This is a genomic window from Mesorhizobium sp. M0676, assembly GCF_040320535.1.
GTDB lineage: Bacteria > Pseudomonadota > Alphaproteobacteria > Rhizobiales > Rhizobiaceae > Mesorhizobium.
Genome location: NZ_JAMYPU010000033.1, coordinates 36,962 through 62,233, shown reverse-complemented (window position 1 = coordinate 62,233; position 25,272 = coordinate 36,962). Strand labels below are relative to the sequence as shown.

Below are 25,272 nucleotides of genomic sequence, written 5' to 3'. Positions count from 1 at the left end.
CCCAGAAGCTCAATCGTCTCGGCCCAGCCGTCATCAACAAGCGATTCGTGTGTCATCGCAGTGTAGAATCACACCCGATTCCGCAAGGCAATACCTATCTTAGCGCCTATGCCCTCAAGGGGGGAGATTAGCTGCTAAGCCCTGCGCCGTTCCGGCCCGCTATCCAGCCACGCGATATCCTCCGCCGACAGCTTGATATCCAGCGCCTTCAAACTGTCCTCCAACTCGTCCAGCGTGCGCGGGCCGATCAACGGCACCGACGGAAAAGGCTGCGCCAGCACATAGGCGAGCGCGATGTGGATCGGGCTTTTGCCGAGCCGCTGCGCCAGCTCGATGGCACGGTCGCGCCGGCCAAAATTCTTCTCCGAATACCAGACCCGCACCAGCTCCTCATTGTCCTGCTTGTCGCGGCCGGCGCGGTCGGTGAAGAAGCCGCGGCCCTGGCTCGACCAGGCGAAGTTGGGCATCTGCCTTTTCGTCAGCCAGGATTTCCAGTCGTCGGTCGACGAGGTGATGCAGCCGGCCCAGATCGGCTCCAGCATCTCGGCCAGAGAGAAATTGTTGGAGAGCACGCCGGGCTTCTGCTTGCCGGTGCGCTCGGCATAGGCAATCGCCTCGTCCATGCGCGCCATCGTCCAGTTCGAGCCGCCGAACGGGCCGCGGATGCGGCCCGCCTTGGCCTCGGCGTCCATCGCATCGACGAACTCGCCGACCGGCACATCCGGGTTGTCGCGGTGCATGAAATAAAGGTCGACATGGTCGGTCTGCAGCCGGTCCAACGACTGGGCGAGCTGCTTGCCGATGACATCGGGATAGCAGAGCGGCGAGTGCGCGCCCTTGGCGATGATCACCGACTGCTCGCGCACGCCGCGATTCCTGAGCCACTGGCCAAGCAGCGTTTCGGTGTAGCCGGCGCCGTAGACATAGCCGGTGTCGAACAGATTGCCGCCGGCCTCGAAGAAGGCGTCGAGCAGGATTGCGCCCGACGAGAAGGTGCGGAAATCCTCGAAGCCGAGCGCCACCACGGAGGCCGGCTTCGACAGGCCCGGAATCTTGCGCTTGCCAATGGCCGTGCCGCCGGTGCGCAGCGGCCGGCCCGAAATGGTGTTGGTTCGCTTAGCCGGCTTTTCGATCTCATATTCGAGCCCGACGGCGGCGCGCCATCTGTCGAGGACGCGCAGCGTGCCGAGGCTGTCGGCCCAGGCCATGCCCGGCCAGGCGAACTCCTGTTTGCCGGCCAGGATCGCCTCGCCGGCGGCGTCGACCTCGAAGGAATAGAGATGGCGGGTTTCGTTGACGCTGATGGTATCGCGCGTGTCGTCGGCGAGGATTACATCGATCCGGCCAGGGCCGCCATCGCGGTTGCCGCCGCCGGCGAACCAGAAATCCGGCACTTCGATGCGGCCCTTGGTGCCGAGGATGCGCAGCACATTGTCCTGTTTGAGCGAGATGCTGCAGGATACCTCGGCGACGATGCCACCGGGAAAATGCAGCAGCGCCGAGGCCCATTCGTCGACGCCGGACTTGCCGAGATGGGCGGTGCCGACAACCTTGTCCGGCTCGGCGAAGGGTTTTCCAGTCGCAGCCCCGGCAATCAGCCGCACCATCGAGACGGGATAGCCGCCGACGTCGAGGATGCCGCCGCCGGCGAGATCGTTGGCGTAGAGCCGGTGCTCGGGCATGAAGCCCGGCATGGCGAAGCCGAAGCTCGACTTCATCAGCCTGACATCGCCGATGACGCCCGACTTGATGAGTTCCACCAGCTTCGCCGTCTGCGGGTGCAGCCGGTACATGAACGCTTCGCCGAGGAAGGTGCCGGCCTTGCGCGCAGCATGGATCATGGCGTCGGCCTCGAAGGCGGTCAGCGCCAGCGGCTTTTCGCACAGCACATGCTTGCCGGCTTCCGCCGCCTTGATTGCCCATTCGGCATGGCCGGGATGCGGGATGGCGATATAGACGGCATCGACCTCGGGGTCGGCGAGCAGCGCGTCGTAACCGTCGAGGATGCGGGCGCCGGGAAACGTCTCGGCCAAGCCTGCCTTGCCGGGATTGCGGGCGCCGAGCGCCACGATCGTGCCGGTGCGCGAGCCTGCCACGCCGCGGGCGAACGCTTTGGCGATGTCGCCGGGCCCGAGTATCCCCCAGCGGATGGGCGCGGTTGCAGTCATGGTCATTCTCCTTGCAAGGCTGGAAGCGCTCAGCGCAGCCGCTGGCCATTTTCATCGAACAGATAGGATTTGCGGATGGACACGGTGATCTCCTGGGTGTCGGGGACCTTTGCCGCGTCGCGCTGGATCACCAGGTCTTCGCCATGGGCGGTCCTGGCATAGATGAAGCTGGTGCCGCCGAGATGCTCGACCACGTCGATGCCGACTGTGAGGTCGGCGTCGCCTTCGCCGCCATTGCCGAAATGTTCGGGCCGCACGCCGACAATGACCTTGGCTCCTGTTTGCGGCACGGCGCCGGTCAACGGTTGCATAATGCGGGTCTTTTCCTCGCCTACCAGCTCGACGGTGACGCTGCTCGTGTTGCGCCCGACGACGCGGCCCTTGATGAAATTCATCTTCGGCGAGCCTACAAAGCCGGCGACGAACTGGTTGTCGGGATTGTCGTAGAGATCGAGCGGCCGGCCGATCTGCTCGACATGGCCGCCGCGCAGCACGACGATCCGGTCGGCCAGCGTCATCGCTTCGGTCTGGTCGTGGGTGACATAGATCATCGTCGTGCCGAGCTCCTTGTGCAGGCGCGAGATCTCGACCCGCATCTGGACGCGCAGCTCGGCGTCGAGATTGCTCAACGGCTCGTCGAACAGGAAGACTTGCGGTTCGCGCACGATGGCGCGGCCAATGGCGACGCGCTGGCGCTGGCCGCCGGACAATTGCCTCGGCCGCCGCGTCATCAACTCTGTGATGCGCAGGATTTCGGAGGCCCGCTTCACCCGCCGCTCGGTGTCCTCCTTGGGGTTGCCGGTCATCCTGAGGCCAAAGCTCAGATTCTGCTCCACGCTCATGTGCGGGTAGAGCGCGTAGGACTGGAACACCATGGCGATGCCGCGCTCGGCCGGCTCGACATCGTTCATCACCTTGCCGCCAATGGCGATCTCGCCGCCGCTGATATCCTCCAGCCCGGCGATCATCCTGAGCAGCGTCGATTTTCCACAACCCGACGGGCCGACAAAGACGACGAACTCGCCATCGGCGATATCGATGTTGGCGCCATGGATGATCTCATAGACGCCGAAGCGTTTTACGACATTGGTGAGGGTGACTGCCGCCATATCGCTCTAGTCCTACTTGACGGCGCCGGCGGCGATGCCGGCGATGAAATGGCGCTGCAGCAGAACGAAGACGACCAGCATCGGCACGGTCAGCATGACGGCGCCGGCCATGATGCCGCCCCATGAGACCTTGGTCAGGCCGATCAGCGTGCCCAGCGCCACCGGTGCGGTCATCGCGCCGGGCTGGCTGTTGATCAAAAGCGGCCAGAGATAATTGTTCCACGAAGCGAGGAACAGAATGATGGCGAGCGCCGCCAGCATCGGCCGCGCCAGTGGCAAAGCGACGAACAGGAAGATGCGCCATTCCTTGACGCCTTCGACACGTGCTGCGTCGAAGAGGTCGGCCGGCATCATCGAGAAAGCCTGGCGCATGAACAGCACGCCCAGCGAATTGAACAAGGGTGGCACGATCAGAGCAACCCAGGTGTTGGCGAGCTGGAAGTCGCGCGCCACCATGATGAATTGCGGGATCAGCACCACCGCATAGGGCAGCGTGATGGTGCCGAGGATGATCGCCACCACCGCGCCCTTGCCGAAGAACTGATAGCGGGCGAGCGCCCAGCCGGCCATCGAGGTCAGCAGCACCGAGAAGAAGGTGTAGGTCACCGCCACCGCCACCGAAATGCCGATGGCGCCGATGAAATTGGTGTCGCGCTGCAGGTTGTTGAAATTGTCGACGAAATTGCCGTGCGGCAGAAGCTCGATGCCGGGGCTGAAAATGCCGTTGTCGGGCATAGTCGAAAACACCACCATCATCCATAGCGGAAACAGCCAGATCACCGCCAGCGGCGTCAGGACCAGATGCAGCAGGACGCTGCGGCCGAGCCGGCGTTGCGACAGCGAACTCATTTCGGCGCCCCTCTCATTTCGGCTCTCGTGTCAGCCACAGCTGCACCAGCGTGATGGCGATTGCCAAGCCCGCCATGGTGTAGGCGACGGCCGAGGCGTAGCCGAAATTGAGCGAGCGAAAACCCTGGCGGTAGAGCAGCAGGCCAAGCGTCTCGGTGCCGCCGCCGGGGCCGCCGCGCTCCGTGATCAGGAACGGCTCGGTGAACAGCTGCATCGTGCCGATGATCGACAGCACGGCGCAAAACACGATGACCGGCTTGAGCAGCGGCAGCGTTATGTAGAAGAACTGCTTGAGCTTGCTGACGCGGTCGAGCGTCGCTGCTTCATAGACATCCTCGGGGATCGACTGCAGGCCGGCGAGCAGGATGATGGCGTTGTAGCCGGCCCAGCGCCAGGTCACCGCGATCATGATCAGCGCCATGGCCGGGGTGACGTTGGAGAACCAGTCGATCTTGGCCAGGCCGATGCCGGCGAGCAGCTTGTTGATGATGCCGAAATCGAGATTGAACATCAGCCGGAACACGGCGGAATAGGCGACCTCGCCGACCACCACCGGAGCGAAGAAGGCGAAGCGGTAGAGGCCACGTGCTTTCAGCAGCGGCGAGTTCAGCAGCACCGCCATGACGATCGCCAGCGAGATCATCACCGGCACCTGGATGACGAGGATGAGCAGCGTGTTCTTCAGCGCGTTGAAGAAAGCGGGGTCGCCGATCAGGCGGCCCCAGTTGAATGTCGGCGCAAAGCGCCAGGGCACCGTCCGCGTCGCCTGGAAGGAAATCATGAACGAGGAGATGATCGGCCACACCCAGAAGATGGCGAAGATCAGGAGGTAGGGCGTGAGGAAGCGATAGGCCGTGGCGTTCTGGTAGCGCATGGTTCCTCCTCCTTCCTCTTTCCCGGCTGATATCCGGCGTGTTGTTAGCCGGCGGACGCCGCCGGCAATTGGCGATCTGTTGGGCGAGAGCGTCCCTTTCCCCGCCACTATACGGGGAGAGGATGCCGGCAGGCAGGTGAGGGGCAGCGCCAACAGTCCGGCAAATTGCCCTATATCTGGCCCGCCAGCATCACCGCCTTGGTCACTTGATCGGCAGTCCCGTCGCCGAAGCGATCTGGCTGGCGGCGTCGTCGAGGGCGGCCTTGGCATCGGGATAGCCGCCGCCGAGATATTTGGTCTGCACGGCGCGCATGATGATTTCGGCGTCGCTCTGGAACGGCGTGCCGCGGCTCGGCACCACCTTGGGCAGCGTGGCGAGAATGTCCTTCCACACTGCCTGGCCGCCCCAATAGGGCAGGCCTTGCGAGACATAGGGATCGTCGAGCGCCGAGATCAGTGACGGCACCAGGCCGAAATCCCTGAGCATGGTGATCTGGCCCTCATTGGTCTCGAGCGTGTATTTCAGATAGGCGTAGGCGGCCTCCTTGTTCTTCGAGGCCGAGGTGATGGCGAGCGACGAGCCGCCGAGATTGGCGGCGCGCGGGCCGTCGGCGGTCAGGCTCGGCATCAGATAGACACCCCATTTGCCGTTTTCGCCGGCCGATTCGGTGCGGATGGTGCCCTCATACCAGCCGCCATAGACCTGGGTGGCGACGGTCCCGGCGGTGTTGTTGGTGATCTTGGTGCCCCAGTCGGCCGACGAGATGATGCCGGCGTCCTTCATGTCCTTGATCTTGGCCAGCGTGTCGACGCATTTCGGCTGGTTGACGGTGATCGACTGCCCATCGGCGGCGAAATAGCCGCAGCCCTGTTCGTTGGAAATCATGCGGAAGAATTCGGTGTCGCCGTTGAAATCGGCATTGGTCATGGTGACGCCGGGATTGGCGGCCTGGACCTTCTTGCCGGCGGCGATGAAATCGTCCCAGGTCTTGATTGAGGCCGGATCGACGCCGGCCTTCTCGTAGAAGTCGCGGCGGTAGAAGGCGGCTACCGGGCCGGAATCCCACGGCATGGCATAGGCCTTGTCGCCGACCTCCAGTTCGGTGCGCTTGAAGTCCGGGAATTTCTTCTGGTCGTCGGCGGTGTAGCCCAGCGTGTGCAAATCGACGAAGCAATCGGGGAACTGGCTCCAGTAATTCTCGGCCTCGCCGTTTTCGATCGAGACGATATCGGGCAGGCCGACGCCGCCGGCCGCGCAGCCGGCGATCGACTTGTCATAGGTCGGCTGGTTGCCGAGATCCTGAACGGTGACCTTGACGTCGGGATGCTGCTTGTTGAAGCCGGCCACCGTCGCCTTCAGCGACGAAGCGGCGATATTCCAGCTCCAGATCGTGATTTCGCCGGACTGCGCCAAAGCCGGGGTTGAGCCCAGGCCAAGCGCCAGCGCGGCACAGATCAGTGTCGTGCGCATTGAAATCCTCCCATTTCATTTGCTCTCTCTTCGCGAGCATGGCTAGACTAGGCGGCGCGGAAGGCTTGTCCCTGACAACGGGAATAAAAGATGGGCGGAAAGTAAGATGCCGGAACGGCCGTTTTACCAGCCTGGCGCCAGCAGCGTCGAAGGCCTGCCGATGGCTTTGCAGATGTTTCACAACCATCCGCTGGTGATGCTGAAGCCGCATTGGCATGCCCAGGTCGAGGTCAATTTCATCGTCCGCGGCAGCGTGCACTACCGCATGAACGAGCACGAGATCGCGCTCACGGCGGGCGACATGTGCCTGTTCTGGGGCGGGCTGCCGCACCAGATGGACGATCTCTCCGACGACGCCATCTATGCCGGCGCGCATCTGCCGCTGGTGCATTTCTTCCGCCTGCACCTGCCGACGGATGTCCGCCACCGGCTGATGACCGGCGCCACGCTGGTGACATCGGCGACCGACCAGGCCGACCATCACAATTTCGAACGCTGGAACCGCTATTTCCGCTCGGGCGATCCGGCGATAACCGAGCACGCCGTGAACGAGCTGCTGCTGCGGTTGGAGCGGGTGCGCTTCGAGCCCTACCGGCTGGTGCCGGAAACCGCCATCGGCCAGGAACCCGGCGGCCCGTTCGACCAGCAATCGCTGCGCAATGTCGGGCGCATGTGCGACTTCATCGCCGAGAATTTCCTCTACGAGATAGACTGCGTCGACATCGCGGCGGCGGCCGACATCCATCCCAAATACGCCATGAGCATTTTCAAGAAATCGACAGGCATGACGCTCAACGAATATATGAATCTGCTGCGGCTGAGCTACGCGCAGGCGCTGCTGATGCATGAAGACGCCAATGTGCTGCGCGTCGCCATGGATTCAGGCTTCGGCTCGCTCAGCGCCTTCAACAAATCCTTCCGCAAGCTGGCAGGGATGTCGCCCTCGGATTTTCGCCGGGGTGCGGTGGGCCGATAGGTTCGACGGTCATCTTGATCAACCCGCAGCCGTTCCGGGTGGAAACATGTGCAAGGCTAATCGCGACCGCCTTTGTCGGATGCGATCATCAACTTGGAGAAAGTTGTCAGCGACTTCGCGTTTCATGAGCGCCTTCCCCCACTCCGTCGCTGCTTCGCAGCGTCCCCTCCCCCCCGTCGTGGGGGGTAGTGGTGTCGTGCGAAGCTCGACGGTGTGGGGGCGACCTGGCTCTGGCGTTGTCATTTCAAGCCGGGACCGGTGCCCTCCGCCCGAGGAAACCCGACAATTACCGCCAGCCCAGGCCGGCGATCCTCCAGCGCAATCGTTGCACCATGCAAATCGGCGATGGCCTGCACGAGGCTCAACCCCAGCCCACTGCCGGGCGTGGTGCGGCTGGAGTCGAGCCGGTACAGCCGCTGGAACACTTTTTCGCGCTCCTGCGCCGGGATGCCGAGGCCGTTGTCGGCGACCTCAGCCACGATGCGGTCGTCCTGCCGTGTCACCGATATCTGGATCGCCGTGCCATCAGGGCAATGCCGCAGCGCGTTTTCCATGAGATTGGCAAACAATTGCGTCAGCAGGTCGCGGTCGCCGTGGACCAGGCATGGGGTGCCGTGGACGATCGTGGCCGACAGCGACTTGCCGTCATCCTCGGCGACACCGGCATAGATTTCGGCGATGGCATCGATGACGCCGTTGAGGTCGAGATCGACAAAGCGCGCCTTGCGGGCGCCGGCCTCGATCTGGGCAATACGCAACAGCGCATCGAAAGTCTCGTTGATCTGCAGGCTTTCCCCTCGGGCCTCCGCCAGCTCATCGGCAACTGCCTCACCCCGCGCCGTCCTGTCGGCGGCAGCCTCCAAAATCATCTGCAGCCGGTTGAGCGGCGTCTTCAGATCATGCGCGATGTCGGCGCTGACCTGGCGCATGCCGTCGACCAGGGCCGCCAGCCGCTCCAGCGCGGCGTTGACCTGGCGCGAGACGCCGTCAATGTCGTCGCCATTGCCGAGCAGTGGAATGCGGGCGTCGAGCCGGCCGTTGGAGACATCGTCCATGGTGGCGGCTATGCCGTCGAGGCGGCGCTGCACGCGCGACGCCAGCAGGGCGCCGCCGGCCACCCCAAGGCCGGAAATGATCAGGGTGGCCCAACCGAAGCTCATCAGCACGATGTTTTCCAACTCCCTTATCTCAGACAGCGAGAAGGCGACGGTCAGGCTGTTCGGCCCGACCGAACCGGACCAGGCGCGGTACATGGTGCCGGGCGTCACATCGGGCAGGGACGCTGCAAAATCGGAAAAGCCATCCGGAAGGTCGGCGGCGGTGAAATTCCCGGCCAGATGATTGCCGGCGGGATCGGTGAGCGAGAACAGCTGTTCCTTGCTCGGGCTGAGCGCGGCGTGGCTGTCGACTGCCGAAACCAGATCCTCCCGGTCGTTTCCGGCATAGGTCACCGCCACGACCGAATAGGTCTCCTTGACCGACTGGTCGAGCTGCTCGGCAAGATCCGCGCTCATCAGCTGGTAGACGATGGCGCCCGACAGGATGAAGGCGAGCACGAACAGCAAGGCGAAGGTCAGGGCCAGCCGAAACGGCGTGCTGCGCAGCAGGCGAGAGCCTGTCTCAGTCATAGTGCGTTTCAGTCATGGCAAGCTTCAGTCATGGCAAGTTTCTGTCATGCCGCGCCTCAGTCGTGAACACTGTAGCCAGTGTTGCGCACGGTGTGGATCAACGTGGTTTCGAACGGCCTGTCGATCTTGGCGCGCAGCCGGCTGATATGGGTTTCGACGACGCTGGTCTTGGGGTCGAAGTGAAAATCCCAGACGCGTTCCAGAAGCATGGTGCGGGTGATGACGCGGCCCTCGCCGCGCATCAGCACTTCGAGCAGGCTGAATTCGCGCGGCTGCAGGTCGATCGCCTGGCCCTGCCTGGTGACGCGGCGCTGGATCAGGTCCATTTCGAGGTCTGCGATGCGCAGCGTCGTCTTCAGCTCCTGCACCGCAGGGCGACGGCCGAGCGCGTTGATGCGGGCGAGCAGTTCGGAAAAGGCGAATGGCTTGACGAGATAGTCGTCGCCGCCGGCCTCAAGCCCTTCAACCCTGTCGTCGACGCCGCCGACCGAGGTCAGAAAGATCGCCGGCGTGCGCACGCCCGCCGCCCGCACCGCCTTGATCATCGACAGGCCGTCGAGGCCGGGCAGCATGCGGTCGACGACGATCACGTCATAGGCGTCGCGTGTCGCGGCAAACAGCGCGTCATGCCCGTCGCGCAGCAGATCGCAGACATGCCCGGCTTCGCTCAGGCCCTTGACGACATAGTCTGCGGTCCTGGGGTCATCCTCAACAAGGAGAAGTCGCATCTCTGTTCCGGTCTGTTGCCGAGGCTTTGCCAGAGCGGCATGCTAGCACCGGCGGCGGTCCGTTCCTAGAATATCCGCCGGCGCCTGGTCGCTCGTGGTCGTTGCACATGTCCATAAGTGTCATCCGACCGGATCGCGCGCAGGGACAAGCATCCTGCGCAGCACGGCGTCTTTCAGAATAAAATGATGGAAGAGTGCCGCACCGGCATGAATGCAGATCAGAACGATGAATACCGGCTTTGCCCAAGTATGGACATCGCCCATCCAGCTCCAAACATAAAAGGCCAGAAGCCCGGAAACAGGAGCGGCAACGAGAAGGCCATAGAACAGCGCATGCGTTGTGCGTGAGGCGAAAGCCATCCATTTCGGCATTGTGGATTGCGGCTTGGGCGCACCGATGAAGAGGCGGACGGCCAGTCGCACGAACACCAGCAACAGGATCGCCAGGCCGACCCAGTAATGGGCGGACCCCATGGTCTGCCCGTAGGACGACAGTTGGCGTCTGTCCGCTGCCGCATCGACATAGATTGTCATGTTTTCGCCGAACAGGAGCTGAACAGGACAAGCGCCGCTATCATCCAATGCAGGCTAATTTGGAGGCCGCTATAACCGGATTTCCTGGAGTTCATTCTTCCGTCCATGAGGTGAGCGCGATAGCTGCCCAGGGCGACCCACGGCAGGGATCCATTGACGTTTTGGCGCGTTCTCGTCGCGTCAGGCGGGCGTGCAGGTGCTTGCATCTACTCCGATTCAAGCAGGATTTTGTCGGCCTCGCCGGTGCCCTTCTTCAGACTCATATAGAGAACGAGGGCGACGATGCAGCCCAGGAAGATCATGCTGGTGAAGGTGGTGCCGAAGCCGAGGCCGCCATATTCGACCGGCTGCGACAGCAGGTCGCCGAACGAGGCGCCAAGCGGCCGCGTCAGGATGTAGGCCAGCCAGAAGGCGAGGATGGCGTCGAGGCCGAAGGCGAAATAGCCGAGGGCGATGAAGACGATGACCGCGCCGAACAAGAAGCCAGTCGTTAGATAGCCAATGTCGAACGTCTCGGCGACAAGGTCGCCGGCCGCGGTGCCGAGCGAAAAGGTGAACAGGATCGCCAGCCAGTAGAAGATCTCGCGCCTGGTGGTGACGATCGTATGGATGGAGAGCGTTCTTTCGCTGGCGTACCAGACCGCGAATGTCGCGGCGAGCAAGACCGTGAAGGCAATCGTGGTGGTTTGCAGACGGACGCCCAAATTGTCGACCAGATTGTCGGTGATCAAGGTGCCGACGACGCTGATCAGCACCACCGCCAGCCAATAGGCCCATGGCACATAACGCTTCTGCGCGAATTGCAGCGCCAGCGCGACGACAAGGATGCCGGTCATGATCAGCGAGGTGACGGTCAGTCCGAAGCCAAGATTGACGGCCAGATAGTCGGCCGCCGTCTCGCCCATGGTGACCGCCAAAAGCTTGATCAGCCAGAATTCGACGGTGACATCAGGGACCCTGTTGGGTGATGCCAGTGCGGCGGGTGCAGTGCTTGCAGACAAGCGCATGATGGGATCCTTGTCGTTTCGGCGGGGACGGGCCTATTCCCCGGTACGTGCGGCGAGGCTTGGCCTTACTTCCCCATGATCTTCATGGCCTGAGCGAAGAAGTCGTCGGCGCTTGTCGTCGTCGGCATTGCAGCGCTCGACGCCTTTGGCCTCGAGATCGGATACTTTGGTCTTGTCCGCGGCGCTCAGCGCCGCCAAGGCTTCCGCCGCGCGCAGGTCCTTCAGAGCGTCTTCGCAAGCCGTCGCAGCGGAAGCGGCTGAAAAGACCGGGTTGGCGATGGCAATGGCGCAGAGCGAGAAAGCGAGGGCTAGCTTTTTCATGCTGGTGTTCCTGTCTTGCGCCGGTATCCAGGCGGTGATGAAACGATGTCCGGCAGGTCGGCCGGCATAAGGACTATGGGCAGGCGACCTCGCCGCAATCTGTCCGCCCGCTTACAAATTCGTAAGAATGGCTGAAATTCCTGCCGGTTGCCTCGCCATCGCCGCACGGAAGCGGTAGTGGGTGGCGAGACACCGGCGCGATGAGCCCTGCCGGAGAGCAGGAACTATGATGAGCTACGCTCCCCCCAAGCCGGCAGCGAAGGCGTTCGACCAGCACAAGCGCCTGCTCGTCATACAAGTGGCGGCAGCCCTCGCCGTCATGCTGTTGCTGTTCACCAAGCCCTTTCTCGTCGAAGGCTCGGACGGGCACGAATACATCGAGGCGCTGGGCATCGGCTTCGTGCTGGTCTGCTTCCTTGGCCGTCTGTGGAGCATTCTCTATGTCGGCGGCAGGAAGAATGACGAGTTGGTCACCATCGGCCCGTTCTCGATGAGCCGGAACCCGCTCTACTTCTTTTCCACGGTCGGCGCCGCGGGCGTCGGGTTGATGTACGGCTCGGTGCTGGTGGCGGCGGCGCTGGCTCTGGTGAGTTACCTGGTGTTCCGGGTGACGGCGCGCAAGGAAGCCGAGTTCCTGTTTGGAAAGTTCGGCCCCGCCTACAGCGTCTATGCCGAACGCACGCCCCCTTTCTGGCCGAACCCGCTGCTGTTTCACGATCAAGCCGAACGCCGGTTCTCGACAAAGGCGTTGCGGCGGACGTTCACGGACGGGCTCTATTTCCTGGCGCTGTTCCCGGCCATCGAGACGATTGAGCAGTTGCGGATCAGCGGCATGCTGCCGGTGTTTTTCACCCTCTACTGACCGGAGCGCCGTGCCGCGCGGCGCACGCTGTAGAGCAAGATGACGAGGCAGCCGAGCAGAAGCAGGACGCCGCCGGCAAACGGCGGCAACGCCAGCAGCTTCACTGCCGCGGCAATCGCCACGATCAAGAGCAGCGCCAGCGTCGCAAGGCTGCCATCGTCGATGAACATGCCGACGAGCTCCTTTAGAATGAGGCGGACGACGTTCATCGAGCAACTCCTTGTGCAGCCTTGGGGTAGCTGGCGCGCAACCAGCGCACCATGGCGAAGGACGCGACGGCGATGATTGCGAAGATGGCCAGCAGCGCCAGATCGGCGCCCGGCCAGTCGGCGCCCAGGCCTTCGCCGGTCCAGAAAATGCCGAAACTTGTCAACATCAGGCCGACGGCGAATTTGAGCGCGTTTTCCGGCACCCGCGCCAGCGGCCTGTGCACCGCAAGACCGATGATCGTTACCAGGACGAAGGCCGCCAACGCGCCAAGGCTGGCATAGAAGGTCTGTGCATGCGCGGCGCCGACGGCAATGACGATGAACACCACCTCGACACCTTCGAGCAGCACCGCCTTGAAGGCTGCGAGCCCGGCCAGATAATCGGCGCGGCGGTCATTGGCCTGCTGCTGCAAAGCGGCGGTTTCCTTTGAAAAGGCCGCGTCCTCGTCATGCAGGGCGATGACGCCGACACTGCGCAAAATGGCCTTTCTCAACCAGCGCATGCCAAACAGGACCAGGAGCACGCCGACGACGAACTGCAGCACCGCAATGGGAATCAGCGCCAGCAGCGGTCCGAAGGCCAGCACCAGAGCCGCCAGCACCGCCAGCGCCAGCGCCGCGCCTGTCAGCGCTGGCCGCCAGCTGCGGGTGACGCCGACCGCCAGCACGATGGTGAAGGCCTCGACCACTTCGACGAAGGAGGCAAGGAACGAGGCGGTCACGGTGGAAAGTATGGGCGTCAGGCCGTTCATGAAGGTTTCCTGTCTGCGGGAATCACTAGCCTGAGAAGGATACAGCGCTCCGGCGGAAGGGAGAACGCGCCGGCATCGTCGCCATGGTCTATCTGTTGCGTCAACATCGGTGGCCCGGTCGCCGGCGTCGCTACGAGCTGCTCGGCGTCGGCGACAATTTCAAGCCGATCGTGCTAGGCCTTGTCATTGTGCTCGCCGTCATTCTGGATGCCTATCGGGAAAAGCTGTTGAGGGTGATCCGATAAAGCGCGTCGCGCTTTTTGGTTTTTGTTTTATGGATGTCATTTTCCCAGATCCGCCGGACACTCCGGGCGACATGCACTAGGGGACAAGAAATGACGACGATTGCCGATGTCGCGCGCCATGCCGGAGTGTCGGTCGCAACCGTCTCGCATGTGATGAACCGCACGCGCCATGTCGAGCCGGAGACGGCCGAGCGCGTGCATTCGGCCATCGCCGCCTTGCGCTACAGTCCGAACACGCTGGCGCGGAGCCTGAGGCGCGGCGAGACCAAGACCATCGGCCTGCTGCTGCCGGACAATTCCAATCCGTTCTTCGCCGGCGTGGCACGCCAGATCGAGGATGCCGGCTTCCTTGCCGGCTATACGGTGATCCTGTGCAACTCCGACGGCAGCGCCGAGAAGGAGGAGCGCTACCTCCAGGTGCTGATGGCCAAGCAGATCGACGGGCTGATCTTTGCCGGCTCGTCCGATCATGCGCGGGTGTTCTCCAGCCTTCTGCCCGGCGTCCCGGCGGTGCTGATCGACCGCGAGATCCATTCGGTCAATGTCGATTCCGTGCTGGTCGATCACGATTATGGCGGCTATCTCGCCGGCCGCTATCTGGCCGGGCTCGGTCACGAGAAGATCGGCGTCATCGGCGGCCCGCGCGATTCCAGCTCCAGCCCCGCCCGCCTGCGCGGCTTCGCCAGGGCGCTGCAGGAAGCCGGCCTCGACCTGCCGCCGGCCTCGGTGGTGGATTCCGACTACCACTTCGCCGGCGGCCGCATGGCGATGGAGCGGCTGATGGCGCAGGCGCCGGGGATCACGGCGCTGTTTGCCTGTAACGATCTGATGGCCATGGGCGCGCTGACAGTGCTGCGCGGGCGCGGATTGCGGGTCCCCGGCGACATGTCGATGATCGGCTTCGACGACATACCCTATGCCGTCACCACCTGGCCGCCACTGACGACGATCGCACAGCCGGTCGAGAAGATCGGCACGCGGGCGGTCAGCCTGCTGCTCGAGCGGGTTGCCGAGCCGGCGGCGCATTCGCGCCGCGAAGTGCTCACCCCGGTGCTCGTCGAACGGGAGAGCTGCGCGCCGTTGCGCGGCTGAAGCCCCTCAGGCGGCTGCCGGCTGCAGCGCTGCCCTGAGCAGCATGCCGAAGAGGTCGCGCGGCTCGTCGGGATCGGCGAGCAGGTCGAGCTCCTCGTAGAGGCCGGTGGCCTGAAGCTGGTCTCTGATATAGCGCAGCGCGGAAAAATCCTCGGTGGCGAAGCCGACGGAATCGAACAGGGTGATCTGTTCCGCCGTCTTGCGGCCTTCCGCCTTGCCGGTCATCACCTGCCACAACTCGGTCACCGGATGGTCGGCGTGGAGCTGCTGGATTTCGCCCTCGATGCGCGTCTGCGGCGGGAACTCGACGAAGATGTCCGAGCGAAGCAGGATGTCGCGGTGCAGTTCCGTCTTGCCGGGGCAGTCGCCGCCGACCGCGTTGATGTGCACGCCGGAACCGACCATGTTGTCGGTCAGAATGGTGGCGGACAGCTTGTCGGCGGTCACCGTGGTGATGATGTCGACTCCTTCCACAGCATCCTGGCCCGTTGTGCAGATGGTGACGTCAAAGCCTTTGCCGGCGAGGTTGCGGGCGCATTTTTCCGAAGCGGAACGGTCAATGTCATAGAGCCGCAGCCGGTCGATGCCGAGCAGCGCTTTGAAGGCGACAGCCTGGAACTCGGACTGGGCGCCATTGCCGATGATGGCCATCGAGCGCGCGCCCCTGGGCGCCAGATATTTGGCAGCGGCCGCGGAGGTGGCCGCGGTGCGCAGCGCCGTCAGGATCGTCATTTCGGTGAGCAGCATCGGATAGCCGGAGCCGACATCGGCGAGCACGCCGAAGGCGGTGACGGTCTGGCGGCCCTCGCGCATGTTCTTCGGGTGGCCGTTGACATATTTGAAGCCGTAGAGGCGGCCGTCGCTGGTCGGCATCAGCTCGATGACGCCGTCATGGCTGTGCGAGGCGATGCGCGGCGTCTTGTCGAACAGCTCCCAGCGGCGAAAATCCTCCTCGATATAGGCGGCGAGTTCGGTGAGGAACCGCTCGACGCCGATGGTCAGCACCAGCTTCATCATGCGGTCGACGCTGACGAAGGGGACGATGGCAAGGCGGGAAGGCTGGGTCATGCAATGCTTCCGGAATGGCTGCGGGTCGGGCGGTCCATGATGCGGCGGCCCATCAGGCTGGCGGCGAGGTCGACCATCAGAGTGGCGGTGCGGCCGCGCTCGTCGAGGAACGGGTTGAGCTCGACCAGATCAAGGCTGGAGACCAGGCCGCTGTCGGACAGCATCTCCATCACCAGATGCGCCTCGCGGAAGGTGGCGCCGCCAGGCACGGTGGTGCCGACGGCCGGCGCGATGGAGGGGTCGAGGAAGTCGACGTCGAGGCTGACATGCAGCAGGCCGTTTTCTTTTTCGACGATGGCCAGGAAGGCGCGCAGCAAAGGTGCGACGCCGTGCTCGTCAATGGTGCGCATGTCGTGCACGGTAACCCCCGCTTCGCTCAGCGCCCGGCGCTCCGCCGGATCGACGCTGCGCAGGCCCATGACGCAGATGTGGGCAGGGTCGACGGCGACAGGCAGGTCCGGGAAATAACCGTTGAAGCCCGGCCGGCCGCTGGCATAGGCGAGCGGCACGCCGTGCAGATTGCCGCTGACGGTGGTATCGAGCGTGTGGAAATCGGGATGTGCGTCGAGCCACAGCACGAAGAGCGGCCGGCCGCATTCGGCGGCGCGGCGGGCTATGCCCGACACCGTGCCGGCCGATATCGCGTGGTCGCCGCCAAGGAAGATCGGCATGGCGTTCCGCGAAGCCGCATAGGCGGTCTCGGCTATCGCCGCCGTCCAGGCGGAAATCTCCGGTAGGGCCTTCAGCGCGAGATTGCCATGGACGATTGCGCGCACGGCGGCCGGTTGCACCGCGCCCCAGTCCTCGACCTCGTGGCCAAGTTCCGACAGCACCGAGACAAGCCCGGCCGTGCGCAGCGCGCTTGGCCCCATCTCGCATCCCATCCTGCCGGCGCCGTCCTGCACCGGCGCGCCAACGATCCTGCAGCGCATGTTTCTTGTTGTCCTTGTAAATTGATTGGGCGGTTGATGCGTGGAATGAACCATCCCGGCCCGGCAGTATGAACAGGCGAAATTGGCATTTCGAGAAGAATGATTTATCAATCCGATAAGTCAGTTTGGTCAAAGTGGATAGAATCATGGACTTGCTCGACGAAAGGCTGGTCACGCTGCTCAGGCATGATGCCCGGCGCAGCATCTCCGATCTCGCGGTCGATCTCGGGGTGTCGCGCGCCACGGTCAGGGCGCGCATGGAGCGGCTGGAAAAAACGGGCGAGATCATCGGCTACACGGTGGTGCTGCGCGCCGACGCGGTCGACCAGCGGATACGCGGCGTGATGATGATCGAGATCGAGGGCCATGCCGCCGACCGCGTGGTCCGGGCGCTCGGCGGCCTCGCCGAGGTTTCGACCATTCACACCACCAATGGCCGCTGGGACCTGGTGGTCGAACTCGGAACGGCGTCGCTCACCGATTTCGACGCGGTGCTTAGGCGGATACGGCTCATCCCGGGGATAACCGGCAGCGAGACAAGTCTGCTGCTGGCGACGCCGCGCACCACAAGGGCAAGGTTGGCGTAGCCGTCGTTCCGGCCGGCGTGTTCACGCAAAGCTTTGTGACGGATCTGGCGAATGGGTCGCCTGCCTGCGAAATCTCATTGAGGGCGGAGCTATCCTCCACGTGACGGAGGAAGCCGGCATGACGCGAGATTGCACCAGCTTGAACGGTGCAAGGACCGGATGCTTGCCACAGGCCAAGGCTGATGGCAGGATAAAAGGCCGCAACGTGCGGCCTCTGGCGGCCGTTGTGTTTCGATGGATTATGAAGCATTTTCCCAAGGTGCGGGTTCTCCTCACAATGTGCGGCAGCCTCGTTTCGCCTTGGTCGCCCTTGATTTTTCGCAATGTGCGCTTTGCCTGCCTCAGGCGGCAGGGCATTTAATTCCACGGGGTCAAGCCTCATGACAGAGATTTGTGCTCGGGCCGTCTATCGTCGGCGAAGACAAGGCATGGCGCCACAATCAGCGCCCCTGGCATTCGTGACCTGGTGAAGAATGCCGTTGCGTACCTCTCGCCCCCATGTTTCAAAACAGGTCGATAGACCCGTGAGAATGGTTTCGAAGCCTGCGGGGTTGCCCACGGTCCGGCGAGAATTCTAAAAGACGTTCACAATGACACAGCACGCAAAAGACGCACGAATTCTCATGTACAGCCACGACACGTTCGGGCTCGGCCATCTGCAGCGCTGCCGAACGATCGCGCATTCGCTGGTCGGGGATTTCCGCGGACTTCAGGTGCTAATCATTTCGGGCGCCACCATCGCCGGCGCCTTCGACTACCGCGCCCGCGTCGACTTCGTGAAGATCCCCAGCGTCATCAAGCTGCGAAACGGCGAATACACCTCGCTGGAAAAGGACATCGATCTGCACGAGACGCTAAGGATGCGGCAGTCGATTATCCGCCACACGGCCGAGAGCTTCCGGCCGGATATCTTCATCGTCGACAAGGAACCGCTGGGGCTGCGCGGAGAGATCGAGGATACGCTGTCCTACCTCAAGACGCGGGGCACCACGCTCGTGCTTGGCCTGCGCGAGGTGATGGACGCGCCGCATTTGCTCGAAGCGGAGTGGGCACGCAGGGATGTGATGCGCAAGATCGGCCTGTTCTACGACAAGGTCTGGGTCTATGGCCCGCCGGATTTCTACGATCCGCTGACCGGCCTGGAGGTGCCGCCGGCGGTCAGGGCAAAGATGAAGTTCGTCGGTTTCCTGCAACGGAGCCTGCAGCAGAACCAGTTGCCCGGCCACCGGCCCGAGGGCGACTATATCCTGGTTACCACCGGTGGCGGCGGTGACGGCGCCGACCTGATCCACAACGTCATCGAGGCCTATCAGCAGGATCCGCTATTGCAGCACCGGGCGCTGATCGTCCTTGGGCCCTACATGCCGGCGCGCAAGCGCAACAAGCTGGTCAGGAAAGGGGCCAAGATCCCCTACGTCAAGATCATCGAATTCGACAACCGCATGGAAGAGCTGATTGCCGGCGCCAAGGCGGTGGTGGCGATGGGCGGCTACAACACCTATTGCGAGATACTGTCTTTCGACAAGCCGGCGCTGATCGTGCCGCGCGTCACGCCGCGCGAGGAACAGCTGATCCGGGCACGGCGCGCAGCCGAACTCGGCCTCATCGAGATGCTTTTGCCTGAGGAAGCCGAGGATGCCCAGCGGTTTGCCGATGCGCTGCAGGTTTTGCCGGGCCGGCCCCGCCCATCGCAGAGCAATGCGCATCTGACTCTGGAAGGGCTGCCTCATATTTCCGAAATCGTCGCGGAACTGCTCGACCGGCGGGCCGGCCATCACCTTTCGGTCATTGAAGGCATGAACTGAGTTGCAACACCGCAAGATCGTCGTGGTTCTGAAGGGCTACCCGCGGCTGTCGGAAACCTTCATCGCGCAGGAGCTGCTCGGTCTGGAGCGTGCGGGGTTCGACCTGATACTTTTCGCGCTCAGGCGGCCGACCGACGCAAAACGTCATCCCGTGCACGATGAGATCAAGGCCCCCGTCCACTATCTACCGGAATATCTGCACAGAGAGCCGCTGCGCGTGCTTCGGTCGCTGTTTGCCTGTCTGCCGCGGCCTGGCTTCTGGCGCGCGCTCAAATCGCTGGCTGCCGATATCCGCCGCGACTTTACCCGCAATCGCGCGCGCCGCTTCGGGCAAGCGCTCGTGTTGGCCGCCGAATGGCCGCAAGACGCGGGATGGCTGCATGCCCATTTCGCGCACACGCCGGCATCTGTGACGCGCTATGCCAGCCAGCTTCGTGGCTTGCCCTGGAGCTGCTCAGCCCATGCCAAGGACATCTGGACGTCGGCGGACTGGGATCTGGCCGGCAAGCTTTCCTCGGCGCGCTGGACGGTCACGTGCACGAAAACCGGCTTCGACCATCTGAAAAAACTCGCCAACGGCAGTTCGTCCGTGCATCTGAGCTATCATGGGCTCGACCTTGACCGCTTCGGCAGTTTCGGCGAGGCGCGAAAACAGCATGACGGCTCGGCGCCGGCCGAACCGGTCATGATCTTGAGCGTCGGACGCGCCGTTGAAAAGAAAGGCTATGATACGTTGCTCGAGGCTCTTGCCCTCTTGCCTGGCGATCTGGCGTGGCGTTTCGAGCATATCGGTGGCGGCGAGGAACTGAAACGGCTGAAAGCGCTGGCGCAAAGGCTCGGACTGGATGGCCGCGTCTCCTGGAAAGGCGCGCTGGCGCAGGAGGAGGTCCTCGAGCACTACCGCAGCGCCGACATCTTCGCTTTGGCCTGCAGGATCACCGCGGATGGCGACAGGGACGGCCTGCCGAATGTTCTGGTGGAGGCGGCCAGCCAGCGGCTTGCCTGCGTGTCGACCGATATTTCCGGCGTGCCGGAGCTTTTATCGTCGGATGAAACCGGGCTGCTGATTCCCTCGGAAAACCCGACTGCCCTGGCACAGGCGCTGGAGCGCCTGATCCGCGATCCCATCCTGCGCGCCCGCCTCGGCGACGCCGCGGAGCGGCGCGTGCGAAGCAATTTCGACCATGTGGCAGGCATTGGACAGCTCAAGGAACTGTTCGAGCGGGAGTGGCGGGCCGCCGAATGAAGCGGCTGCGCGCTTTCTTCTATGTTCAGCACCTGCTCGGCATCGGCCATCTCGCGCGCGCCAGCCGCATTGCGGCGGCTCTGGTCGATGACGGGTTCGACGTCACCGTCGTGACCGGCGGAGCGCCGATCGCGGGATTTCCGGGATCGGGTGTAAAATCCGTGACCCTGCCGCCTGTCACCTCCGGTGACGAAGGATTTTCCGGACTTGTCGACCTGCAGGGCAAAGCCATCGACGATGATTTCAAGAGGCGGCGCTCAGAGATGCTGCTGCAGGCTTTCCGGGATTACAGGCCCGACATCGTCATTATCGAGGCGTTTCCCTTTGGACGCCGGCAGATGCGTTTCGAACTCCTGCCGCTGATCGAGGCCATCGAAACGACATCGCCCAGACCGCTGCTGGCGACGTCCGTCCGCGACATCCTTCAGGAGCGCGTCAAGCCGAGCCGAAACGAGGAAACCGTCGATCTCGTCAACAGGCATTTCGATCTTGTCATGGTCCATGGCGATCCGGCTTTCGCAACCATCGATAAGACATTTCCGCTGGCTGGGGCGATCAGGGCCGAGGTCGCCTACACCGGGCTCGTTGCGGCGCCGCCGGCGCCCGCGGCCTCCGAGCGCTTCGACGTTCTGGTGTCGGTTGGCGGCGGGGCGGCCGGAAAGAGCCTTGTCAGATCCACCATCGCGGCGGCGCGCAATCCCGACAACGCCTGGACATGGTGTTTGATCACCGGCCCAAACCTGCCGAAGGACGAGTTTGACGCGATCACACGCGATGCCACCCCACGCCTGTCCATCTTCCGGTTCCGCGAGGATTTCGCCAGCCTGCTGACCGGCGCCCGCCTGTCGGTCTCGCAGGCGGGTTACAACACGGTCTGCGATGTCATGCGCGCGGGGTGTCGCTCGCTGCTCGTTCCATTTGCAGCCGGCGGGGAAACCGAGCAGACGCGTCGCGCGCTGATGCTCGAAGAGCTCGGTCTTGCAACGGTGCTGACGGAAGAGGAGCTGACGCCTGAAGGTCTGGCGCAAGCGATCGAACAGGCGCTTGCGGGACGGCCGCCAGCCGCGCATCGCCTCGATCTGGAAGGGGCGCGGCGCTCGGCGCAAATCCTGCGCGAGCGCTTCAAACAGTTCCAATCAGCATGAAGCGCGTATATTTTTTTGTCGGCAGTTCACCGGAGAACCTGATCTGCCGCAGCGCCGCCATGGCTTCGAAGGCTGCAAGTGACGCCACGCAGTTGATGTGCGTCGGCTCGCTGAAATAATCGTTCGATTGCAGCAGGACATTCGTGCCCTGCGGAAGCAGGGCAAGCCAGGCGCTTAGGTCGGCTATGTGTTCGCAGCTCGTATTGACCACCAGGTCGGGCCCGCCGGCGGCATAGTCGAGTGCGTACATATCTGCCGTCAGCGCTTGAAACCGGTCGCCGGCTTGCCGGTTGAGTGTCCGGGCGACCGCGCCGACTTCGGGATCGATGTCGATGCTGTCGATCGCCGCGATGTCGAAGCGGGCGTCGTTGAAAAGCATCGCCGGCAATACGCCGTACCATCCACCCAGAACCCATATGCGCTCGAACCGGCCGCCGCAGCTTTCGAACAGCCTGTCGAGCGCCCACATCTTGCAGGCGACCTGCTTGTGGTTGAAGGCATTGGCGATATCGGCCTGCGGATGCTTGGCGATGACGCGCGCCAGCCCGGTCACGAGAGGGTGGTCGAGATAGGCGGCAATTCCCCGCGTGAGGTCCAGGGCTTGCTCATGCCCATCCATGCCGGCATTGCGTGGTTGCGTGACATCCATCATATTCGTCTTCTATGTTGGGATTTCGGGCGACACAACGCAATCTTGCCTCATGCAAGGCTGTTCGACTTGCGGACGCGATTGTGCCGCAAGCCGTTTCGCCATTGCCCCGAGGAGGCCGATTGCATTTGTCCGGACCATCGGCCTCCATCCGGCTGGCGCGCAGCTGCCGCTTCGAGGTCTTCGGTGGCGGCGAAGACATGGCCGATACACCATTCGCCAGCAGGTGCCTTTACATTCCGCATCCTTCAAACTGACAATCGCATATGGAAACCAGCCTAGCCCGCTATATCTGGACGCACACCAGGAAGCAGCAGCTCTGGATATTGATGATCGTCGTGCTTTCGATGGTCCCGTATTTCATGTCGTTCGACCTGCCGAAGCTGATCGTCAACGGCCCGATCCAGGGCAAGGGGTTCGAGCAACCGGGCGCGACCCTGCCATTCATGAGGTTGCACTATAACCTGCCGTTCATCGGCGAGGTGCAGTTCTTCTCCGGTTTTCAGCTCGACCGCACGTCGACGCTGCTTGCGCTCAGCCTTGTTTTCCTCTTGCTGGTCGTCATCAACGGCTTGTTCAAGCTCTACATCAACACTTACAAGGGGCGGCTCGGCGAACGCATGCTGCGGCGTATCCGCTTCGACCTGGTCGATCGTGTGCTGCGGTTTCCGCCGATTTACTTCAAGCGGGTGAAATCCGCCGAAGTGGCGACCATGGTGAAGGACGAGGTGGAGCCGCTGGGCGGCTTCATCGGCGATGCCTTCCTGCAGCCGGTGCTGCTCGGCGGCCAGGCGCTGACGGCCATGCTGTTCATCATGGTGCAGAACGTCTGGCTCGGAATGATAGCGGTCGTGATCGTCGCGATCCAGATCGTGCTTATCCCGCGGATGCGGCGGCGGCTGCTCGTCCTCGGGCGCCAGCGGCAGTTGACGGCGCGCGCGCTTTCAGGCCGGGTTGGCGAAATCGTCGACGGCATCGGCGCGGTTCACGTCCACGATACGTCGAACTACGAGCGCGCCGACATAGCAGCCCGGCTCGGGCTCATCTTCAAAATCCGCTTCGATCTTTACCAATGGAAATTCATGGTAAAGTTCCTCAACAATTTTCTCGCGCAGCTCACGCCCTTTCTGTTTTACATGATCGGTGGCTATCTGGTCATTCAGGGGCGGTTGGATGTCGGCCAGCTCGTGGCCGTGATCGGCGCTTACAAGGACTTGCCCGGACCGATGAAGGAACTGATCGACTGGGATCAGGACCGGCAGGATGTCCAGGTCAAATATCAGCAGGTCGTCGAACAGTTCACCGTCGAGAATATCATCGCGCCGGAAATCGGAGCACTGACGATCGACGATCCCGATCCGATGACCAAGCCGCTGTCGGCGATCAGCCTGTCCATAGCCGACGATGGCGGCGCAATGCTCCTCAATCGCATCTCGCTCGAGGTCAAGCCGGGTGAGACGGTGGCGCTGGTCAGCACCGCAACAGGGGGAGCGGAGGCGCTTGCGGAAGCCTTTGCGCGGCTGACCTGGCCGGATAGCGGAAGGATCGTTTCGGGCTCCGATGACTTGCTCGATCTCCCCGAAGCCGTGACCGGCCGGCGCATATCCTACGCTTCGTCGGATGTTTTCCTGTTCCAGGCAAGCCTGCGCGACAATTTGCTCTACGGGTTGAAGCATGCGCCGCTGACATCGGTGACATATGACGGCGCCGCGGCGGACCAGCACCGTTGGAACATCGACGAGGCGCGCCGGTCGGGCAATCCGGATCTCGATATCCGCAGCGACTGGATCAACTATGCCTCCGCCGGCGCCACCGGCCCGCACGACCTCTTCGAAGCCGTGCGCCGGGTGCTCGACGCGGTTCTTCTGTCGCGCGACATTCTGGATCTTGGCTTGCGCTCTTCGGCCGACCTCAAGCGCCACACGAAGCTTGCCGGGCGGATCGTCGAATTGCGTGCGGCGCTGCGAACCCGGTTGGAGGAAGAAGGCCTGAGCGCGCTGGTGGTTCCTTTCGAACCGGGCGCCTACAACAAGGAAGCGACGATCGGCCAGAACCTGCTCTTCGGCGCCGCGGCCGGCCCCGAACTGGCTCACAAGGCACTGGCGTCCAATCCCTATTTTGCTTCCGTGCTGAAGCAAGCCGGCCTCGATCGCACGCTCTACGAAATGGGTATGGAGATCGCCGAACAGGCGATCGAGCTGTTTGCCGACCTCCCGCCCGAACACCAGTTCTTCCAGCAGCTCGCCTTCATGAGCGCCGAGGAGATACCCGCCTACGAAACCTTGCTGCAACGGCTCAAGAATCGCCCCTACGATGCGGTTTCGGAGAACGACCGCGCCATGATGGTCACGTTGAGCTTTGCCTATATCGAGCCCCGGCATCGCTTCGGCCTGCTGACCGACGAGTTGATGAGCAAGATCATCGCTGCACGCAACCAGTTCTATGAAAACCTGCCGGCCGAGCTGGAGAAAGCTGTCGAACGGTTTGACCCGGCCAAATATATCGCCGCAGCCACCGTCATGGACAATGTCCTGTTCGGGCGTGTCGGCAACAACCATCCCGACGCGCCGGACCGCATTCGCTCCATCGTCTATGATATTCTTGACGAACTGGGGCTTTATGCCGAGCTTCTGGATGTCGGCCTGGACTTCAACGTCGGCGCCGCCGGCAGGCGGCTGACCGGCGGACAGCGACAGAAGCTCGATGTTGCCCGCGCCTTGCTCAAGCGTCCCGATTTCCTCATTCTCAATCGGCCGCTGTCGGCGCTCGACCAGCGCGTGCAGGATAAGGTGCTGCGAAATGTGCTCGACGAAGCCAGACGCGACGGCCATTCGCCGGCAATTGTGTGGGTGGTGACGAATCCGGCAATGGCGGCGATGTTCGATCGCGTTGTGGTCTTTGACTCAGGCCAATTGGTGGAAGACGGAACACACGAGACACTCCTGGCGGGAAACGGTATCTTCAAGGAACTTGTGTCATAGTCTGGCAAACGCGAATTCAGGAAGGTTTGCGACA

Annotated in this window: 23 protein-coding genes and 1 pseudogene; 9 read left to right on the top strand and 15 right to left on the bottom strand. The window is 63.1% G+C overall.

Annotation, left to right across the window (positions count from 1 at the left end):
• Positions 1-134 precede the first annotated feature (134 nt).
• The 5 genes from NKI35_RS27030 to NKI35_RS27010 all read right to left on the bottom strand — a co-directional run bounded on the left by NKI35_RS27030 (position 135) and on the right by NKI35_RS27010 (position 6,471).
• Positions 135-2,168 (bottom strand): aldo/keto reductase, encoded by a 2,034-nt coding sequence (locus tag NKI35_RS27030; RefSeq protein WP_352741856.1) that lies wholly within the window; start codon positions 2,166-2,168, stop codon positions 135-137.
• A 29-nt stretch (positions 2,169-2,197) separates the two neighbouring features.
• Complete coding sequence (locus tag NKI35_RS27025; RefSeq protein ID WP_352538751.1) at positions 2,198-3,277, bottom strand: ABC transporter ATP-binding protein; 1,080 nt, start codon at positions 3,275-3,277, stop codon at positions 2,198-2,200.
• A 12-nt stretch (positions 3,278-3,289) separates the two neighbouring features.
• Positions 3,290-4,126: a carbohydrate ABC transporter permease gene (locus NKI35_RS27020; protein ID WP_352741855.1), complete on the bottom strand. Its 837-nt coding sequence runs from the start codon at positions 4,124-4,126 to the stop codon at positions 3,290-3,292.
• 13 nt (positions 4,127-4,139) lie between these two features.
• On the bottom strand, positions 4,140-5,000 hold the full coding sequence (locus tag NKI35_RS27015) for a carbohydrate ABC transporter permease (RefSeq protein ID WP_023726710.1): 861 nt from the start codon (positions 4,998-5,000) through the stop codon (positions 4,140-4,142).
• Between the two features lie 202 nt (positions 5,001-5,202).
• Positions 5,203-6,471 carry an ABC transporter substrate-binding protein gene (locus NKI35_RS27010; RefSeq protein WP_023685055.1) on the bottom strand — a complete coding sequence of 423 codons (1,269 nt, stop codon included), beginning with the start codon at positions 6,469-6,471 and terminating at the stop codon, positions 5,203-5,205.
• 106 nt (positions 6,472-6,577) lie between these two features.
• Here NKI35_RS27010 and NKI35_RS27005 point away from each other — a divergent pair, with 106 nt between their 5' ends.
• Positions 6,578-7,447: a helix-turn-helix domain-containing protein gene (locus tag NKI35_RS27005; protein ID WP_352741854.1), complete on the top strand. Its 870-nt coding sequence runs from the start codon at positions 6,578-6,580 to the stop codon at positions 7,445-7,447.
• A 239-nt stretch (positions 7,448-7,686) separates the two neighbouring features.
• Here the strand turns inward: NKI35_RS27005 and NKI35_RS27000 are convergent, their stop codons facing one another.
• From NKI35_RS27000 to NKI35_RS26980, 5 genes are all read right to left on the bottom strand, one after another.
• On the bottom strand, positions 7,687-9,075 hold the full coding sequence (locus tag NKI35_RS27000; RefSeq protein ID WP_352741853.1) for a HAMP domain-containing sensor histidine kinase: 1,389 nt from the start codon (positions 9,073-9,075) through the stop codon (positions 7,687-7,689).
• A 56-nt stretch (positions 9,076-9,131) separates the two neighbouring features.
• On the bottom strand, positions 9,132-9,803 hold the full coding sequence (locus NKI35_RS26995) for a winged helix-turn-helix domain-containing protein (RefSeq protein WP_023740151.1): 672 nt from the start codon (positions 9,801-9,803) through the stop codon (positions 9,132-9,134).
• Between the two features lie 120 nt (positions 9,804-9,923).
• Positions 9,924-10,337, bottom strand: coding sequence for a cytochrome b (locus tag NKI35_RS26990; RefSeq protein WP_352741852.1), 414 nt, complete (start codon positions 10,335-10,337; stop codon positions 9,924-9,926).
• A 206-nt stretch (positions 10,338-10,543) separates the two neighbouring features.
• A complete protein-coding gene (locus NKI35_RS26985) occupies positions 10,544-11,344 on the bottom strand; it encodes a COG4705 family protein (RefSeq protein ID WP_352741851.1) in 801 nt (266 codons plus the stop codon).
• Positions 11,345-11,377: 33 nt separating this feature from the next.
• The gene (locus NKI35_RS26980; protein ID WP_352741850.1) at positions 11,378-11,665 is read right to left on the bottom strand and encodes a hypothetical protein; all 288 of its coding nucleotides are present in this window, start codon (positions 11,663-11,665) and stop codon (positions 11,378-11,380) included.
• A 229-nt stretch (positions 11,666-11,894) separates the two neighbouring features.
• Here NKI35_RS26980 and NKI35_RS26975 point away from each other — a divergent pair, with 229 nt between their 5' ends.
• On the top strand, positions 11,895-12,527 hold the full coding sequence (locus NKI35_RS26975; protein WP_023685059.1) for a methyltransferase family protein: 633 nt from the start codon (positions 11,895-11,897) through the stop codon (positions 12,525-12,527).
• Here the strand turns inward: NKI35_RS26975 and NKI35_RS26970 are convergent.
• Positions 12,521-12,736 (bottom strand): hypothetical protein, encoded by a 216-nt coding sequence (locus NKI35_RS26970; protein WP_352741849.1) that lies wholly within the window; start codon positions 12,734-12,736, stop codon positions 12,521-12,523. The two genes, NKI35_RS26975 and NKI35_RS26970, sit on opposite strands and share 7 nt — an antisense overlap.
• The gene (locus NKI35_RS26965) at positions 12,733-13,488 is read right to left on the bottom strand and encodes a COG4280 domain-containing protein (RefSeq protein WP_352741848.1); all 756 of its coding nucleotides are present in this window, start codon (positions 13,486-13,488) and stop codon (positions 12,733-12,735) included. Before NKI35_RS26965 ends, NKI35_RS26970 begins: the two co-directional genes overlap by 4 nt.
• Before the next feature lie 59 nt (positions 13,489-13,547).
• On the opposite strand from NKI35_RS26965, the pseudogene NKI35_RS31385 reads away from it, so the two are divergent.
• Together NKI35_RS31385 and NKI35_RS26955 are read left to right on the top strand one after the other, a co-directional pair.
• Positions 13,548-13,733: pseudogene (locus tag NKI35_RS31385) on the top strand (ABC transporter permease); the annotation flags it as partial.
• A 90-nt stretch (positions 13,734-13,823) separates the two neighbouring features.
• Complete coding sequence (locus NKI35_RS26955; RefSeq protein WP_023692902.1) at positions 13,824-14,825, top strand: LacI family DNA-binding transcriptional regulator; 1,002 nt, start codon at positions 13,824-13,826, stop codon at positions 14,823-14,825.
• 6 nt (positions 14,826-14,831) lie between these two features.
• Here NKI35_RS26955 and ocd read toward each other — a convergent pair whose 3' ends face one another.
• A complete protein-coding gene (gene ocd, locus NKI35_RS26950; protein ID WP_352741847.1) occupies positions 14,832-15,893 on the bottom strand; it encodes an ornithine cyclodeaminase in 1,062 nt (353 codons plus the stop codon).
• The gene (gene rocF / locus NKI35_RS26945) at positions 15,890-16,825 is read right to left on the bottom strand and encodes an arginase (RefSeq protein ID WP_352741846.1); all 936 of its coding nucleotides are present in this window, start codon (positions 16,823-16,825) and stop codon (positions 15,890-15,892) included. Before rocF ends, ocd begins: the two co-directional genes overlap by 4 nt.
• A gap of 146 nt (positions 16,826-16,971) precedes the next feature.
• Between rocF and NKI35_RS26940 the strand changes: the two genes are divergently transcribed.
• The 4 genes from NKI35_RS26940 to NKI35_RS26925 all read left to right on the top strand — a co-directional run bounded on the left by NKI35_RS26940 (position 16,972) and on the right by NKI35_RS26925 (position 21,608).
• Positions 16,972-17,412, top strand: coding sequence for an Lrp/AsnC family transcriptional regulator (locus tag NKI35_RS26940; protein ID WP_023685065.1), 441 nt, complete (start codon positions 16,972-16,974; stop codon positions 17,410-17,412).
• A gap of 590 nt (positions 17,413-18,002) precedes the next feature.
• Positions 18,003-19,217, top strand: a complete 1,215-nt coding sequence (locus NKI35_RS26935) for a glycosyltransferase family protein (protein ID WP_023754931.1) — start codon at positions 18,003-18,005, stop codon at positions 19,215-19,217.
• A gap of 1 nt (position 19,218) precedes the next feature.
• Complete coding sequence (locus NKI35_RS26930; protein ID WP_352741845.1) at positions 19,219-20,463, top strand: glycosyltransferase; 1,245 nt, start codon at positions 19,219-19,221, stop codon at positions 20,461-20,463.
• Positions 20,460-21,608: a glycosyltransferase family protein gene (locus NKI35_RS26925; protein WP_352741844.1), complete on the top strand. Its 1,149-nt coding sequence runs from the start codon at positions 20,460-20,462 to the stop codon at positions 21,606-21,608. The genes NKI35_RS26930 and NKI35_RS26925 overlap by 4 nt, the downstream gene beginning before the upstream one ends.
• Here NKI35_RS26925 and NKI35_RS26920 read toward each other — a convergent pair.
• Positions 21,586-22,257, bottom strand: coding sequence for a class I SAM-dependent methyltransferase (locus NKI35_RS26920; protein WP_352741859.1), 672 nt, complete (start codon positions 22,255-22,257; stop codon positions 21,586-21,588). The two genes, NKI35_RS26925 and NKI35_RS26920, sit on opposite strands and share 23 nt — an antisense overlap.
• A 266-nt stretch (positions 22,258-22,523) precedes the next feature.
• Between NKI35_RS26920 and NKI35_RS26915 the strand changes: the two genes are divergently transcribed.
• Entirely contained in the window at positions 22,524-25,238 is a 2,715-nt protein-coding gene (locus NKI35_RS26915) for an ABC transporter transmembrane domain-containing protein (protein ID WP_352741843.1), read from the top strand.
• The last annotated feature ends 34 nt before the right edge of the window (positions 25,239-25,272 follow it).

Bases quoted from the DNA above. Each gene is read 5' to 3' on its own strand.
- NKI35_RS27030 (WP_352741856.1), bottom strand. From the start codon at position 2,168: ATGACTGCAACCGCGCCCATCCGCTGGGGGATACTCGGGCCCGGCGAC.
- NKI35_RS27025 (WP_352538751.1), bottom strand. From the start codon at position 3,277: ATGGCGGCAGTCACCCTCACCAATGTCGTAAAACGCTTCGGCGTCTAT.
- NKI35_RS27020 (WP_352741855.1), bottom strand. From the start codon at position 4,126: ATGAGTTCGCTGTCGCAACGCCGGCTCGGCCGCAGCGTCCTGCTGCAT.
- NKI35_RS27015 (WP_023726710.1), bottom strand. From the start codon at position 5,000: ATGCGCTACCAGAACGCCACGGCCTATCGCTTCCTCACGCCCTACCTC.
- NKI35_RS27010 (WP_023685055.1), bottom strand. From the start codon at position 6,471: ATGCGCACGACACTGATCTGTGCCGCGCTGGCGCTTGGCCTGGGCTCA.
- NKI35_RS27005 (WP_352741854.1), top strand. From the start codon at position 6,578: ATGCCGGAACGGCCGTTTTACCAGCCTGGCGCCAGCAGCGTCGAAGGC.
- NKI35_RS27000 (WP_352741853.1), bottom strand. From the start codon at position 9,075: ATGACTGAGACAGGCTCTCGCCTGCTGCGCAGCACGCCGTTTCGGCTG.
- NKI35_RS26995 (WP_023740151.1), bottom strand. From the start codon at position 9,803: ATGCGACTTCTCCTTGTTGAGGATGACCCCAGGACCGCAGACTATGTC.
- NKI35_RS26990 (WP_352741852.1), bottom strand. From the start codon at position 10,337: ATGACAATCTATGTCGATGCGGCAGCGGACAGACGCCAACTGTCGTCC.
- NKI35_RS26985 (WP_352741851.1), bottom strand. From the start codon at position 11,344: ATGCGCTTGTCTGCAAGCACTGCACCCGCCGCACTGGCATCACCCAAC.
- NKI35_RS26980 (WP_352741850.1), bottom strand. From the start codon at position 11,665: ATGAAAAAGCTAGCCCTCGCTTTCTCGCTCTGCGCCATTGCCATCGCC.
- NKI35_RS26975 (WP_023685059.1), top strand. From the start codon at position 11,895: ATGAGCTACGCTCCCCCCAAGCCGGCAGCGAAGGCGTTCGACCAGCAC.
- NKI35_RS26970 (WP_352741849.1), bottom strand. From the start codon at position 12,736: ATGAACGTCGTCCGCCTCATTCTAAAGGAGCTCGTCGGCATGTTCATC.
- NKI35_RS26965 (WP_352741848.1), bottom strand. From the start codon at position 13,488: ATGAACGGCCTGACGCCCATACTTTCCACCGTGACCGCCTCGTTCCTT.
- NKI35_RS26955 (WP_023692902.1), top strand. From the start codon at position 13,824: ATGACGACGATTGCCGATGTCGCGCGCCATGCCGGAGTGTCGGTCGCA.
- ocd (WP_352741847.1), bottom strand. From the start codon at position 15,893: ATGACCCAGCCTTCCCGCCTTGCCATCGTCCCCTTCGTCAGCGTCGAC.
- rocF (WP_352741846.1), bottom strand. From the start codon at position 16,825: ATGCGCTGCAGGATCGTTGGCGCGCCGGTGCAGGACGGCGCCGGCAGG.
- NKI35_RS26940 (WP_023685065.1), top strand. From the start codon at position 16,972: ATGGACTTGCTCGACGAAAGGCTGGTCACGCTGCTCAGGCATGATGCC.
- NKI35_RS26935 (WP_023754931.1), top strand. From the start codon at position 18,003: ATGACACAGCACGCAAAAGACGCACGAATTCTCATGTACAGCCACGAC.
- NKI35_RS26925 (WP_352741844.1), top strand. From the start codon at position 20,460: ATGAAGCGGCTGCGCGCTTTCTTCTATGTTCAGCACCTGCTCGGCATC.
- NKI35_RS26920 (WP_352741859.1), bottom strand. From the start codon at position 22,257: ATGGATGTCACGCAACCACGCAATGCCGGCATGGATGGGCATGAGCAA.
- NKI35_RS26915 (WP_352741843.1), top strand. From the start codon at position 22,524: ATGGAAACCAGCCTAGCCCGCTATATCTGGACGCACACCAGGAAGCAG.